General features: G+C 63.1%; 13 protein-coding genes. 11 read left to right on the top strand and 2 right to left on the bottom strand.

Annotated features, from left to right (window positions below; all coding sequences use genetic code 11):
• Positions 1-111: 111 nt before the first annotated feature.
• The gene (locus BPRO_RS15445; protein ID WP_011484001.1) at positions 112-1170 is read right to left on the bottom strand and encodes a Fe(3+) ABC transporter substrate-binding protein; all 1059 of its coding nucleotides are present in this window, start codon (positions 1168-1170) and stop codon (positions 112-114) included.
• A 141-nt stretch (positions 1171-1311) separates the two neighbouring features.
• Here BPRO_RS15445 and BPRO_RS15440 point away from each other — a divergent pair, with 141 nt between their 5' ends.
• Both BPRO_RS15440 and BPRO_RS15430 read left to right on the top strand, forming a co-directional pair.
• The gene (locus tag BPRO_RS15440) at positions 1312-2208 is read left to right on the top strand and encodes a patatin-like phospholipase family protein (RefSeq protein WP_011484000.1); all 897 of its coding nucleotides are present in this window, start codon (positions 1312-1314) and stop codon (positions 2206-2208) included.
• Positions 2209-2395: 187 nt separating this feature from the next.
• Positions 2396-3669, top strand: a protein-coding gene (locus BPRO_RS15430) for an IS3 family transposase (RefSeq protein WP_198140937.1) whose coding sequence is annotated in 2 segments (ribosomal slippage) — positions 2396-2758 and positions 2761-3669 — 1272 coding nt in all. Because the reading frame shifts where the segments join, the coding sequence is not laid out codon by codon here.
• A 219-nt stretch (positions 3670-3888) separates the two neighbouring features.
• On the opposite strand, the gene BPRO_RS15425 is transcribed toward BPRO_RS15430, so the two are convergent.
• Entirely contained in the window at positions 3889-4431 is a 543-nt protein-coding gene (locus BPRO_RS15425) for a phasin family protein (protein WP_011483998.1), read from the bottom strand.
• A gap of 296 nt (positions 4432-4727) precedes the next feature.
• Here BPRO_RS15425 and BPRO_RS15420 point away from each other — a divergent pair, with 296 nt between their 5' ends.
• The 9 genes from BPRO_RS15420 to BPRO_RS15380 all read left to right on the top strand — a co-directional run bounded on the left by BPRO_RS15420 (position 4728) and on the right by BPRO_RS15380 (position 13749).
• Positions 4728-5672 carry a histone deacetylase family protein gene (locus tag BPRO_RS15420; RefSeq protein WP_232291569.1) on the top strand — a complete coding sequence of 315 codons (945 nt, stop codon included), beginning with the start codon at positions 4728-4730 and terminating at the stop codon, positions 5670-5672.
• 223 nt (positions 5673-5895) lie between these two features.
• Entirely contained in the window at positions 5896-6339 is a 444-nt protein-coding gene (locus BPRO_RS15415; protein ID WP_011483996.1) for an acyl-CoA thioesterase, read from the top strand.
• A 122-nt stretch (positions 6340-6461) separates the two neighbouring features.
• Positions 6462-7112: a nitroreductase gene (locus BPRO_RS15410; protein ID WP_232291568.1), complete on the top strand. Its 651-nt coding sequence runs from the start codon at positions 6462-6464 to the stop codon at positions 7110-7112.
• A 99-nt stretch (positions 7113-7211) separates the two neighbouring features.
• On the top strand, positions 7212-9083 hold the full coding sequence (locus BPRO_RS15405; RefSeq protein ID WP_011483994.1) for an ABC transporter permease: 1872 nt from the start codon (positions 7212-7214) through the stop codon (positions 9081-9083).
• On the top strand, positions 9083-9847 hold the full coding sequence (locus BPRO_RS15400; protein ID WP_011483993.1) for an ABC transporter ATP-binding protein: 765 nt from the start codon (positions 9083-9085) through the stop codon (positions 9845-9847). The genes BPRO_RS15405 and BPRO_RS15400 overlap by 1 nt, the downstream gene beginning before the upstream one ends.
• Positions 9840-10517 (top strand): ABC transporter ATP-binding protein, encoded by a 678-nt coding sequence (locus BPRO_RS15395; protein ID WP_011483992.1) that lies wholly within the window; start codon positions 9840-9842, stop codon positions 10515-10517. The genes BPRO_RS15400 and BPRO_RS15395 overlap by 8 nt, the downstream gene beginning before the upstream one ends.
• 96 nt (positions 10518-10613) lie before the next feature.
• Positions 10614-10961: an FKBP-type peptidyl-prolyl cis-trans isomerase gene (locus tag BPRO_RS15390; protein WP_011483991.1), complete on the top strand. Its 348-nt coding sequence runs from the start codon at positions 10614-10616 to the stop codon at positions 10959-10961.
• A gap of 40 nt (positions 10962-11001) precedes the next feature.
• A complete protein-coding gene (gene pncB / locus BPRO_RS15385; protein WP_011483990.1) occupies positions 11002-12189 on the top strand; it encodes a nicotinate phosphoribosyltransferase in 1188 nt (395 codons plus the stop codon).
• A gap of 153 nt (positions 12190-12342) precedes the next feature.
• The gene (locus BPRO_RS15380) at positions 12343-13749 is read left to right on the top strand and encodes a sodium:proton antiporter (protein ID WP_011483989.1); all 1407 of its coding nucleotides are present in this window, start codon (positions 12343-12345) and stop codon (positions 13747-13749) included.
• The last annotated feature ends 32 nt before the right edge of the window (positions 13750-13781 follow it).

Here is a 13781-nt window from a genome sequence, read left to right as displayed (position 1 = left end):
CATGAAAAAAGCCCGGTCACCAAAAGATGACCGGGCTTTTTGCGAATAGCCGCGCCTGGGCGCGTGTTGAAGGCCGTTTGGGGCTTTCTGGGGGTTTACTCTTTATTCAAATTACTTATAACCGACGCGATCAAGCATCTGCTGTACTTTCAGCTGGTTGCCGCCCACGGCGCTGATGGGAATGGTTTCCGACTTGAAGCTGCCGCCCGTCATGGCTTGCAGCGCGGGGTTGCTGACTTTCACGCTGGACACGGCAGGCCATTCGTTGTTGCCGTTGGCAAAGTAGTTTTGTGCCTCCGCGCTGGCCATGTACTCCATGAACTTGATGGCGTTGGCGGTATTCTTGGCATTTTTGGCAACGGCTGCACCCGCAATGTTCACATGCGTGCCCCAGCTGTCCTGGTTGGGGAACACCACGCCGACGCGGTCGGCTACCGTTTTGTCTTCAGGCGTACTGGAGCGCATGATGCGCGCCAGGTAGTAGGTGTTGGTCAGTGCGATGCCGCACTCGCCGCTGGCCACTGCCTTGATCTGATCCGTGTCGCCGCCCTTCGGGTCGCGTGCCATGTTGGCCACCAGTCCCTTGAGCCAGGCCTCCGCTTTGGCCTCGCCGAGGTGCTCGGTCACGGCGCCAAACAGCGAGAGGTTGTAGGGGTGCGAGCCCGAGCGGGTGCACAGCAGGCCCTTGTTTTTCGGATCGGCCAGCTCTTCGTAGGTGTCCACGTCGGCTTTCTTGACTTTCAGCTTGTCATACACCACCACGCGGGCCCGGGTGGAAAAGCCGAACCACGTGGTGCCTTCGGCGGTTTCCCGGGCGCGCAGCTTGGCCGGAATGGCGGCTTCCAGAGCGGCCGACTTGATGGGCTTGAACAGGCCTTCCACGTCGCCTTTCCACAAGCGGGCGGCATCGACCAGCAAAATCACGTCGGCAGGCGAGGCCGTACCCTCGGCTTTCAGGCGCGCCAGAATGCCGGCATCATCGGCATCGACACGGTTGACCTTGATGCCGGTAGCCTTGGTGAAGTTGGTGTACAGCGCTTCGTCGGTCTGGTAGTGGCGTGCAGAATACAGGTTGACGACCTGCTCCTGGGCGTTGACGTTGCCCACGGCGCCAAAGAAGGCTGCGGTGGCCAGCGCAAGGCAGGCCAGTGAAGGAGCTTTTTTGAACATGGTGAAAAAATCCTGAAAGGTTGGAACGGAGTGAGTGTAATACAAACGCGAATTATTCGTAATTGCCTTGGCGTCGATGGCAAACCCCCCGGCTGCGCTGCTTCAGGTTGGCGAGGATGGAGGGCCGTGTCAGGCAGGCGCATGGCGCTGGCTTGGGCCTTGGTGTTGCTGGCGGGGTGCGCTGCGCCACCCGCTCCACCGGTGCGATCCGCCCCATCCACGCCGACGGCCGAGGCCGTCCCGAAAAAGCCTTTGAAAATCGGCCTGGCGCTGGGTGGCGGTGCGGCGCGGGGCTTTGCCCATGTGGGCGTGATTGCGGTGCTTGAAGAGGCCGGGCTCAAGCCTCATTATGTGGTCGGCACCTCGGCTGGCAGCCTGGTCGCCGCACTTTATGCCAGCGGTAGAACCAGTGCCCAACTGCAGCAGACCGCCTTGAACATGCAGGAGGTCGCCATCACCGACTGGATGCTGCCGATTGTGGGCCGGGGCATGTTTCGCGGCGAGGCCCTGGCACGGCATGTCAATGAATTGCTGGCGGGCCGCCTGATTGAAGACATGCCCGTTCCGCTGGGCATTGTGGCTACCGACCTCAACAGCGGTCAGGCCGTGCTGTTCCAGCGCGGCGACACCGGCACGGCGGTGCGGGCATCGAGCGCTGTTCCGGCAGTCTTCGTGCCGGTCAGGATCAATGGCCGGGAGTATGTCGATGGCGGCCTGGTCTCGCCGGTGCCGGTGCGTTTTGCGCGGCAAATGGGCGCCGACCTGGTGATTGCGGTCGATATCTCCAGCCCGCCGGAGGCCAACCCGGCCGGCGATACGCTGCAGATACTGCTGCAGACCTTTGCCATCATGGGCAAAAGCATCAACCAGTATGAACTGAAGGATGCCGATGTGGTGGTGCGGCCGTCCCTGGCCGGCCTGAAGAGCGCCGACTTCTCGGCCCGGCAACGCGCTATCGATTTGGGTCGGGCCGCCATGCTCGCGGCGCTGCCCGCGCTGCGGGCCAAACTGGACGCCGGGGCGGTGCCGGCGCATTGAGGACTGAGGGGCCGATACCGGGCGCTCTGCTGAAGGACGCGCGGGGCTTTCAGGGAAAGCGCGAGAGAGCTGTCCCTGCGGTTGACGCAGATGGTTCAGGTGCCGGTTTCAGGCGACGGTTTCAGGTCCACCAGATGACCCGTCCTGAATAAGGTTGACACTTTTCTATCCAGGAAAAGGCAAGTCAATGGAATCAGGCATTAAACGCAAGCAGGGCGATTACACGCTGGCTTTTAAGCTGTCGGTGGTCGAGCAGGTAGAAAAAGGCGATCTCACGTACAAACAGGCCCAGCACCGCTACGGTATCCAGGGCCGCTCGACGGTGCTGGTGTGGCTGCGCAAGCACGGACGCCAGGCGTGGGGAGATGCGGCATCATCAAGGCCGACCATGCCGATATCCCCCAAATCACCCCGATCCGCATCAGACGTGCCGCTCACGCCCGAGCAGAAGATCAAAGCGCTCGAAGTGCAGCTTCGCGAGGCGCGCGAGAAGGCCCAACTGTTCGAAGCCGTGCTCGATGTCCTGAAGAAGGACTACGGCGTGCGTGTCGTAAAAAAGCCTTTGGGCAAGTCCTCGCGCAAAAGCTCCTCCCGCAGTTGAGCGTCGCGAAGGCTTGCCGCCACTGGGGCGTCAGCCGCCAGGCCTACTACCAGCAGTTGCAGCATGACCGGCACCGCTGTGAGCGTGCGGACACCGTGATCGAGCTCGTGCGCTCGGTGCGGCTGCGCCAGCCGAGGATAGGCACGCGCAAGCTGCACCACATGCTCAGCCAGCCCCTGGGACAGGCGCAGGCCAGCCTGGGGCGCGATGCGCTGTTTGACGTGCTGCGCCAGGCCCGCCTGCTGGTGGCGCCCAGCAGGGCGTATCACAAGACGACCAACAGCTGCCACCGGTTTCACCGGCACCCGAACCTGCTCAAGGCGGGGCCCCGGCAAGTGCGCCCGAGCGCTGGCGAGCAGGTCTGGGTGGCCGACATCACCTACCTGCCGACCGACCAGGGGTTCGTCTACCTCAGCCTGGTCACGGATGCCTGGTCGCGCAAGATCGTCGGGCACCACGTGCATGACAGCCTGCGCACAGAGCAGGTCAGCCAGGCCTTGAAGACGGCGCTCAAGGGCCGGCAGACCAGGCAGGCGCTGGTGCATCACTCGGACCGCGGCATCCAGTACTGCTCGAGCGAGTATCAGGCGATTCACGCGCGCCACGGCATTGTGTGTTCGATGACCGATGGCTACGACTGCTACCAGAATGCGCTGGCCGAGCGCGTCAACGGGATTCTGAAGATGGAGTTCCTGCTTCAAAGACCGGCCGACCTCGATCAGGCCAGAAAAATGGTTCAGCAATCCGTGCATATCTACAACCAGGAAAGACCACACCTATCCCTACAATTGAAAACGCCCGGTGAGGTTCACCGGGCGTCTCTGGCTGGCCTTCACGGCTCAGCTATTTGTGTTTCATAGGTGTCAACCTATGGCAGGACGGGTCAAGAACAAAAAAAAAGCCCCGTCTTTCGACAGGGCTTCAAGGGGTCCGTGAAACAAATTTCTGAAAGGACCCGAGGAGACAACTGGTTTGAAGACCTGTTCAGTCAAACAGGATTTCGGTAGCAGGCTCCGTGAGGGTGGGCGTTTGCGCTGGAAAGTGTTGACCCTCAGCGCAACTGCTTGTCCCCCGACGACTTAACGCTTTTTGGAGACAGTCTTGGAAGCGTTCACGGCAGAGGCGGCCACCGTGTTGAAGTTGGCTTCGGCGATGTCGCTGGCTTGCTTGACGGCTTTTTGCACGGACTCAAACGCGTTGTTGGCAGCAGCCACGGCGCTTTTCATCACGGCCACTGCGGTCTCGGAGCCGGCAGGTGCGTTCTTGGCGGCGTTGTCAACGATGCCAACAAATTTCTTCTGTGCGTCAGCAGCCTGGCCTTCAAAGGTCTTGCTCAGTTCAGCGCTGGCAGCGGTAGCGATGTCATAGATGTGGCGGCTGTAAGCGGCGGTTTTCTCGGCCAGGGGCTGAACCAGGCCAGCTTGCAGGGCCAGCAGTTCCTGTGCGTCTTTGGCGCCGAGGACGGCTTGCGTGTGGTTGGCGGTTTCAGCCAGGGCAGCCTTGGTGGCTTGCACGTTCAGTTCGACCAGTTTCTCAACGCCTTCGAAGGCTTTGCTGGTCAGGCCAAACAGGGTTTCGATGTTGGCTTTGTGGGATGCCAGGACTTGTTCAGCGGTCAACATAAATTAATCTCCAATATGGTTGATGAGGGACAGTAGTTGCTTTGCGCCGAATTGCTGCACTGCAACATAAGCCCAATTATAGGGAGTGACCACACGAAGGCAAGCTTTTTTTGCTGCAGTGCACCATTTCTTTAGGGGTAACGCCCTAGTTTGGGCCTTTCGTCTTTCGTGGTACCCATGGACTTCTTGCCGGGCCTTTCACACTCGCGGGCGCGCTTCGGGCCACAATGGCAACTCGGCGCTGCGCCCTCGCTGTAGCGACGGGTATTTTTGAGCACCTCCCCGGTCAACCCATGCTGCAAGCTTTTTACGCCGATAACTTCGTGCTGCCCCTGCCGCCCGGGCACCGGTTTCCCATGGGCAAATACAAATTGCTGCGGGACCGTCTCATCAGCGAGTTGCCTCATGTGCAGATGGCCCAGGCGCCAGCCGCCAGCGACGGTGAACTCGCCCTGGTGCATACGCCCGCTTACATTGAGGCGATCACCCACGGTAGCTTGCCCCCTGCGGCCCAGCGCGAAATCGGATTTCCGTGGAGTCCCGGGATGGCCGAACGGGCACGCCGCTCGGCCGGCGCCACGGTGGCCGCGGCGCGGGTGGCGCTGGGCACCGGTACGCGGCCCCAGGGTGTCGCGGCCAATATGGCGGGCGGCACACACCATGCCTATGCGCACAAGGGCAGTGGATTTTGCGTGTTCAACGACTCGGCCGTGACGGCGCGGCTGATGCAGGCAGAGTGGGGCCGGCGGCATCGGCCGGATCGCAAACCGCTGCAGGTGGCGGTGATTGACCTGGACGTGCACCAGGGCAACGGTACCGCGCACATCTTTGCCAACGATCCGAGCGTGTTCACGCTGTCATTGCATGGGCAAAAGAATTTCCCCTTTCGCAAGGAGGCGAGCGACCTGGATGTGGAGTTGCCCGATGGTTGTACCGATGCGCCGTATCTGCAGGCGCTCGAGCATGCCCTCGACGAACTGGATCGGCGCTTCGACCCCGGCCTGGTGGTGTTCCTCGCCGGTGCCGATCCTTTCGAGGGCGACCGGCTGGGGCGTCTGGCGCTCAGCTTTGATGGGCTGGAAGCCCGTGACCGCCGCGTCTTTGACTGGGCCTGGCAACGCCGCATCCCCCTGACGTTTTCCATGGCAGGCGGCTACGGCGTGAACATTGATGAAACCGTGCAGGTGCAGATGAACACCTACCGCGTCGCGCTCGAGTACTGGGCCAAATGGAATCCCTGACCACCTTCCCGCCAAAAAGTAAGGCGAGGTCTTCACCCAGCAGGGGCCGGGCCGCAGGCGCAGCGGCCCCCGAGGGGCAGGAAGCTGCGCGCGGCGATCGCAGGAGGCTTTCCACCCAGCAGGGGCCGCGGAACCGGCTTGGCCGGGCCGCAGGCGCAGCGCCCCCTCGGGGGGCAGCGAACCACACGAAGTGGGGAGCGTGGGGGCTGGCAAAATAACCCTCATGACCTCCCCGATGCGCCCCCAGGCAGAGCCCCGCAGTGCCTACAAAGCTTTTCGCGACATCGGCACGCGCTGGTCCGACAACGATCTGTATGGCCACGTCAACAACGTCGTTTACTACAGCTGGTTTGACACGGCCGTCAACGGTTTGCTGATTGAACGCGGTGCCCTTGACATTCACGCGGGCAGCGTGATTGGCCTGGTGGTCGAGACCCAGTGCAATTACTTCGCCCCTCTCGCGTTTCCCGAGCCGGTGGTGGCGGGCATCCGGGTGGCCCGCGTGGGCGCGTCCAGTGCGCGCTACGAGGTGGCGCTGTTCCCGCAGGATGATGCGCAGGCGTGTGCGGCCAAAGGCCATTTCATCCATGTGTATGTCGACCGCGCCACGCGCCGCCCGGTGCCCTTGCCCCCTCAATTACTTTGCGTACTGGAGACCCTCAAGTGAAGCAAGCCGTTTTTCATTCCCCCCCTGTTGTTGCCGGCGACTTTGCCGCAATCGATGCTTCGGGCAGCGTGTTTGCCCATCCCGTCAACGCGGTGGACCACGCCATCGAGAGCCGCCAGTCGATGCGCGAGTTCCTGCCAACGCCGGTGCCCCGCGCCACCATCGAGCACCTACTGGAGGTCGCCAGCCGCGCACCTTCGGGCACCAACACCCAGCCGTGGAAAGTTTATGTGCTGCAGGGCGCCACCCGCGACACGCTGGTGGACAAGGTCTGCCGCGCCCATGATGCCCTGCGGGCCAACCCAGAGCTGGCCGCCGAGTACAAGGAGGAGTACGACTACTACCCGGAAAAATGGGTGTCGCCCTACATTGACCGGCGCCGTGAAAACGGCTGGGGTCTGTACGGCCTGCTGGGCATCACCAAAGGCGACAAGGACAGGATGCATGCGCAGCACCAGCGCAACTTCCGGTTCTTTGATGCGCCGGTGGGCCTGATGTTCACGCTGGATCGCGTGATGGGGCGGGGTTCGCTGCTGGACTACGGCGCCTTCCTGCAGAGCCTCATGGTGGCCGCGCGCGGCCATGGCCTGCACACCTGTCCGCAGGCGGCGTGGAACGGCTTTGCCAAGATTATCCTGCCGCACATCGGCGCGGGGCCTGACGAGATGCTGGTCTGCGGCATGTCCCTGGGTTATGCCGACGAGACTGCGCTGGTCAATACCTTCCGCACGCCGCGGGTTGCTGCTTCCGAGTTCACGACCTGGCTGGGCTAATGTGGCCCCCACGCTTGTCGCTTCGCGTACTGCGCGAGGCCTTGCAGGCCGCGGCTTGCGAGACGCTTCGCCTCCTATGTGCTCCAGAGAAGTGATCGCGTGACGGTTTCAGTGGTCCAGTTGCTGGGCGGGCTGTCGTATGCGACCACGCTGTTTTTGATGGCGGCGGGCCTGACGTTGATTTTCGGCGTCACGCGCATCGTCAATTTTGCGCATGGCAGTTTCTTCATGCTGGGGGCGCTGTTCACCGCGCACTGGGTCACCGAATGGTTTCCGGCGTGGGGCGAGAGTGCGCCCCTTTACCTGCTGGCTATTCTTTTTGGAGCTGCCTGCGCCGGGCTGGTTGGGGCTTTAGCCGATTTTCTTCTCCTGAGAAGAATGAGCGGCGCGCCGGAGTTGTACCAGCTGGTCGCGACGTTCGGCCTGACGCTGGCGCTGCATGACGCCATGCAGTGGGGCTTTGGCCCCGACGAGGTGTTTGCGCCGCGTTTTCCGGGGCTCAAGGGCTCGGTGCAGATGGGTGATGAGTTCTTTCCGGTGTATCAGCTCGTGATGATTGCGCTGGGCCCGCTGGTCTGGCTGGGCCTTCATCTGCTGCTGCGTCACTCGCTGTTTGGTCGGCGCCTGCGCGCCGCCACGCAAGACCGGTCGATGCTGGCGGCGCTCGGCGTCAACCCCAAACCGCTGATGCTGGGAGCGGTGGTCCTCGGCTGCGCGCTGGCCGGCTTGGGCGGGGCCCTGCAATTGCCCCGTGAACCGGCGCACCTGCAAATGGACATGAACGTGATTGTCGAGACCTTTGTCGTGGTCGTCACGGGCGGCCTGGGCAGCATCGGGGGCGCATTTGTGGCGGCCCTGCTGATCGGCCTCGTGCATGCCCTGGGTATCGCCGTGCTGCCGCAGGCCACGCTGGTCATCGTCTTTTTGACCATGGCGGCGGTGCTGGTGCTCAGGCCCCAGGGGCTCAATGGTCTGTCGGTGGCTTCGCAGGAGGGCGTGCGCGAGCCGGCGCAGCGGTTTCGCGGCCTGGACCTGACGCGCTTCTGGAACGGCGCCATTGCCGCGGTGCTGGTGCTACTGTCGGGGCTGGCCTGGCAGGGCGGGGCATACTGGCAAACGCTGGCGGCCGATGCGTTGATTCTGTTGATTTTTGGCATCAGCCTGCAGTCGATGATGGCGCTCGGCGGCCTGGTCAGCTTTGGCCATGCAGCTTTTTTTGCACTGGGCGGCTATGGTGCGGCCCTGTCGCACAGCCTGTGGGGTGCATCGCTGCCGGTCGCCCTGGCGGCGGGTTGCGTGACGGCCCTGGTGGTCGCCGCCGTGTTTGGCGCTGCGGTGGTGCGCAGCGCCGGGGTGTACCTGGCCATGCTGTCGCTGGCGCTGGCACAGGTGATCTGGGCCGGGGCCACCCAGTGGGTCAGCCTCACCGGAGGCGACAACGGCCTGATCGGGCTGGCCCTGGTGGAAGAGGAGGGCCGGCCGCTGTTTTTCGCGCTGCTGGTGGTGCTGGCGCTGGCTTGCGTGTTGGCGCTGCGCCTGCTGAGCCGGTCGGTCATGGGGGCGGCGCTGCAGGCTGTGCGCGACGCGCCCGCGCGGGCGGCCGCTTCCGGCTTGCCCGTGGGCTGGCTCAAGTACCGCGTCTTTCTGGAGAGTGCGGTGCTGGCAGGCCTTGCCGGCGGCCTGTTTGCCGCGCACAAGGGCGCGGTGTTTCCCTCCATCGCCGCGGTGGCTACCTCGGTGGATGCCTTGCTGGTGGTTTTGCTCGGCGGCGTTCACCAGCTTTGGGGCGCCGTGGTGGGCAGCGCCGTGTTGAGCTATGTCAGCGCGGAGCTGGGCCGTGAAGTGACGTACTGGCGGGGATTGCTGGGCCTCTTCATCATGCTGGTGATGGTGGCTTCACCGTCGGGTTTGCTGGGCCTGCTGGGCAGCCGCACCCGCCCGGCCGAGCGGGCAACCGGGAGGGCGGGCTGATGCTGCAGGTTCAGCAACTGGTCAAGCACTTTGGCGGCATCAAGGCGGTCGATGGCGTGAGCTTTGAGGTCTCGGCAGGCGAGTGCGTGGCCTTGATCGGGCCCAACGGGGCGGGCAAGTCGACCTGCTTTGCCTGCATTGCGGGCCAATACCCGCTCACCGGCGGCCACATTGTGTGGAATGGGCAGGCGCTGGACGGACTGGCCCCCGCAGCCCGTCTGGCGCGCGGTGTAGCCCGCACGTTTCAGGTCGCGCAAGTCTTTGAAGCCCTGACAGCGCTACAAAATGTGCAGCTGGCGGCCCAGGCGGGTAAAGGGGCGCATTCGATTTCCGCGTTCAAGCGCCTGGATGCGCTGTGCCGCGAGGAGTCGCAGGCGCTGCTGGACCAGACGGGCCTGGGCGAGTTGGCTGGCAAGCAGGCGTTGAGCCTGCCCTACGGTGCCAAAAAGCGGCTGGAGCTGGCCGTGGCGCTGGCCGCCCGCCCACGGCTGCTGCTGCTCGATGAACCGGCTGCCGGCCTGGCCGAGGAAGAGCGGGAGGGCCTGATGCACCTGGTCAAAGGCCTGGCCGGTCAAGCGGGTCAGGCAGGGGAGGCGATGGCTGTGCTCTACACCGAGCACAACATGGATGCGGTCGCGGGCGTGGCCGACCGCGTGCTGGTACTGATTGAGGGCCGGCTGGCGGCGCAGGGTTCGTTTGAGGAGATTTCCCGCGACAGCACGGTGCGCAGGCGCTATCTGGGTGAAGGCGCAGCTCATGCCTGATATGCGCATGAACGTGCAAATGGACGTGCCCCTGGACGTGGAGGGGCTGAATGCCTTTTATGGCCCGGCCCAGGCGCTTTTCGGCATTTCCCTGCAGGTGCGGCAGCGGGAGTTCGTCGTGCTGCAGGGACTGAATGGCGCTGGAAAATCGACGCTGCTGAAAGCCCTGATGGGTCTGGAGGTGCGCACCGAGGGCCGCATCAGTTACCAGACGGAAACGGGCCGCGCCGACATCGGTCAATGGCCGACGCACCGGCGCGCACGTGCCGGGCTGGGCTATGTGCCCGAAGACCGGCGGCTTTTCACCGGCCTGACGGTTCGCGAGAACCTGGCCGTGGCGGCAGGCCGGGACGTTGCGGCGCACGAGGCCAGGGTGCTGGATTTGTTCCCGGTGCTCAAGACCATGCTGAAACGGCCCGCTGCCCAGATGAGCGGCGGCGAGCAGCAGATGCTGGCCATTGCCCGCACGCTGATGACCGGCCCGCGCCTGCTGCTGCTCGATGAGCCTTGCGAAGGCATTGCACCGGTGCTGGTCGAGTCCATCCGCGATGCCTTGCTGGCCCTCAGGGCGGGCGGCATGCCCATGCTGGTGGTGGAGCAAAACCAGCTGCTGGCAGCCAGTGCTGACCGGCTGGTCCGGCTGGTTGCGGGTAAAGTCAGGGGTTCGTGAACATGCGCTGATTTCCCCTCGCCGGCTTTCTCGCGAACCCCGGAATTTTGGCGCGATTTCCCCTTTTCTTCCTCATTTTTCAAAAAGGACATCCACATGACAACCACTTCATCAGGACTGCAATACGAAGACACCGTGCTGGGCACGGGTGCCATTGCCAAGGCAGGGCAGCATGTCAAGGTGCATTACACCGGCTGGCTGTACAACGGCGGTACGCAGGGCGCCAAATTCGACTCCAGCAAGGACCGCGGCCAGCCCTTCGAGTTCTCGCTCGGTGCGGGCCAGGTCATCCGTGGCTGGGACGAGGGCGTGCAGGGCATGTCGGTCGGGGGCACGCGCCGCCTGATCATTCCGGCCGAGCTGGGCTATGGCGCACGCGGCGCCGGCGGCGTGATCCCGCCCAATGCCACCTTGCTGTTTGAAGTCGACCTGCTGGCAACCTGAGCCTCTGCGTTTTCAGCCGCCCCGGAGCAAAGCCGCCACCATGATCATCACCAGCCTGCTTGATACCGACCTGTACAAGTTCACCATGATGCAGGTGGTGTTGCACCAGTTTCCAGGTGCCGAGGTGGAGTACCGGTTCAAGTGCCGCAACGCCGGGGCGCCCGGCATAGGCAAGCTGGCACCTTATGTGAACGAAATCCGCGAAGAGATCCGCGGGTTGTGCAATTTGCGCTTTCAGGATGCCGAGCTGGCCTACCTGAAGGCCATGCGCTTCATCAAGAGCGACTTCGTCGATTTTCTGGGTATCTTCAAGCTCAACGAGAAATACGTGAGCGTGACGGCCTTGCCATCGGGCGAGATCGAGGTGTCCATCAAGGGCCCCTGGCTGCACACCATCCTGTTTGAAATCCCGGTGCTGGCCATCATCAATGAGGTCTACTTTCGCAACACGCAAAAGCAGCCTGACCTGACCGAAGGCCGCAAACGCCTGGACACCAAGATACTGGAGCTGCAGGCCGATGGCCTGCGCGAACTCAAGATCGCCGACTACGGCACGCGCCGGCGTTTCGGCAAGGTCTGGCACGAGGAAGTGTTGCGCACGCTGGTGACCCGTCTGGGCACGGGCATGTCGGGCCAGCTCGCGGGGACCAGCAATGTGCTGTTTGCCATGAAGCTGGGCCTGACGCCGCTGGGCACCATGGCGCACGAATACCTGCAGGCCTGCCAGGCGCTCGGGCCGCGCCTGCGTGACAGCCAGGTCTTCGGTTTCGAATCGTGGGCCCGGGAGTACCGGGGTGACCTGGGGATTGCGCTGTCGGACGTATACGGCATGAGTGCCTTCCTGCGCGATTTCGACATGTACTTCTGCAAGCTGTTTGACGGGGCGCGCCATGACAGCGGCGACCCGTTCGAGTGGGGTGAGCGCATGCTCGCGCACTACGTTAAAAACCGCGTCGATCCCAGAACCAAGACGCTGATCTTCAGCGACGCGCTCACCGTGCCGCGCACCATTGAGCTGTACCAGCAGTTCAGGGGGCGTTGCCAGCTGGCTTTCGGCATAGGCACCAACCTGACCAACGACCTGGGTTACGAGCCGCTGCAGATCGTCATCAAGATGATTCGCTGCAATGGCCAGCCGGTGGCCAAGCTGTCGGACACGCCCTCCAAAAACATGTGCGAGGACGAAAAGTACCTGGCCTATCTGCGTCAGGTCTTCGAGATTGGCTGATGCCGGTATCCGGCGTTTCGCCAGGCGCAATGGCTACCTGGCGAGTGCCTGCCCTTGCCCGCTGGCCAGCGAGCGCGGGGCCATGCCCGCCACGAAAACTCTGGTCAGAAGTTGAGAAGTTGAACAAATGAATAAAAGAATGAGGAGACAACAATGAGAGTTTTGCGCTGGTGTGCCGCCCTGGCCCTGCTGTGCTGTTTGCCCGGGCTGGCATTGGCCGCCGAGATCGACGGTACCAGGCTGCACTGGATATGGGCGATACCTTTCGTGGGAATTTTGCTGTCGATTGCCGTGATGCCGCTCGCGCTTCCGGCTTTTTGGCATCACCATTTCGGCAAGGTTTCAGCGGCCTGGGCACTGGCATTTTTTCTGCCGTTTGCCGCGGTCTTCGGGCCGGCTTTGGCGGGCAGCAGTTTTGTGCATGCGCTGCTGGCCGAATACGTTCCCTTTATCGTCTTGCTGACCGCGCTGTACACCGTGTCCGGCGGCATTTTCATTCGGGGCAACCTGCATGGAAGCCCGGGCCTCAACACCGCGATTCTGGCAATCGGCACCGTGCTGGCCAGCCTGATGGGAACCACCGGCGCGTCCATGTTGATGATTCGCCCGCTGATTCGGGCCAATGACAACCGCGTTCACAAGGCGCATGTGGTGGTGTTCTTCATTTTCCTGGTGTCCAACGCCGGCGGCTCGCTGACGCCGCTGGGAGACCCGCCCCTGTTTCTCGGTTTTCTGAAGGGTGTCGATTTCTTCTGGACCGTCAGCCACATCTTTCCGGAAACGCTGTTCCTGGCGGGCAGCCTGCTGGGCATTTTTTACCTGCTGGACCGCTGGTACTACAGCAAGGAGGGTGTGCTGCCGGTCGATCCCACCCCCGACACCCGGCGCATCGGCTTTGACGGCGCGCGGAATTTCTGGTTGCTGGCCGCCGTTGTGGCCCTGGTACTCGTTAGCGGTTTCTGGAAGTCCGCCGTGGTGTTCAATGTCCTGGGCACCGAGGTGGGCCTGCCGGGCCTGCTGCGCGACGTCGGCCTGGTGGCGGTGACCTTGATTTCCCTTCGCCTTACGCCGGACAGTGTCCATGCGGACAACCAGTTTTCATGGGGGCCGATGCAGGAAGTCGCCAAGCTGTTTGCCGGCATCTTTTTGACCATCATCCCGGTCATTGCCATGCTCAGGGCGGGCATCAACGGCCCGTTCAGCGCCATCATCTCGGCCGTGACCCGGCCCGATGGCCAGCCTGATCCGGCCATGTACTTCTGGGCAACCGGGGTGCTGAGTTCTTTCCTGGACAATGCGCCGACCTACCTGGTGTTCTTCAACACGGCGGGCGGCGACCCCCAAGCGCTGATGACGACGCTGGCTCCTACGCTGGCGGCCATTTCAGCGGGTGCGGTGTTCATGGGTGCCAACTCCTACATTGGCAATGCCCCCAACCTGATGGTCAAGGCCGTGGCAGAAGACCGCGGTGTGCGTATGCCCGGCTTTTTTGGCTATATGGCCTGGTCGGGTGCGGTCCTGATTCCCCTGTTTGTCCTCATCACCTTCATCTGGTTCTAGTCGACCATTCCAGATTGACCATTCAAGCCAAC

It is taken from the genome of Polaromonas sp. JS666 (assembly GCF_000013865.1).
Taxonomy (GTDB): Bacteria; Pseudomonadota; Gammaproteobacteria; order Burkholderiales; family Burkholderiaceae_C; genus Polaromonas.
This window is presented reverse-complemented; position numbering and strand designations above follow the sequence as displayed.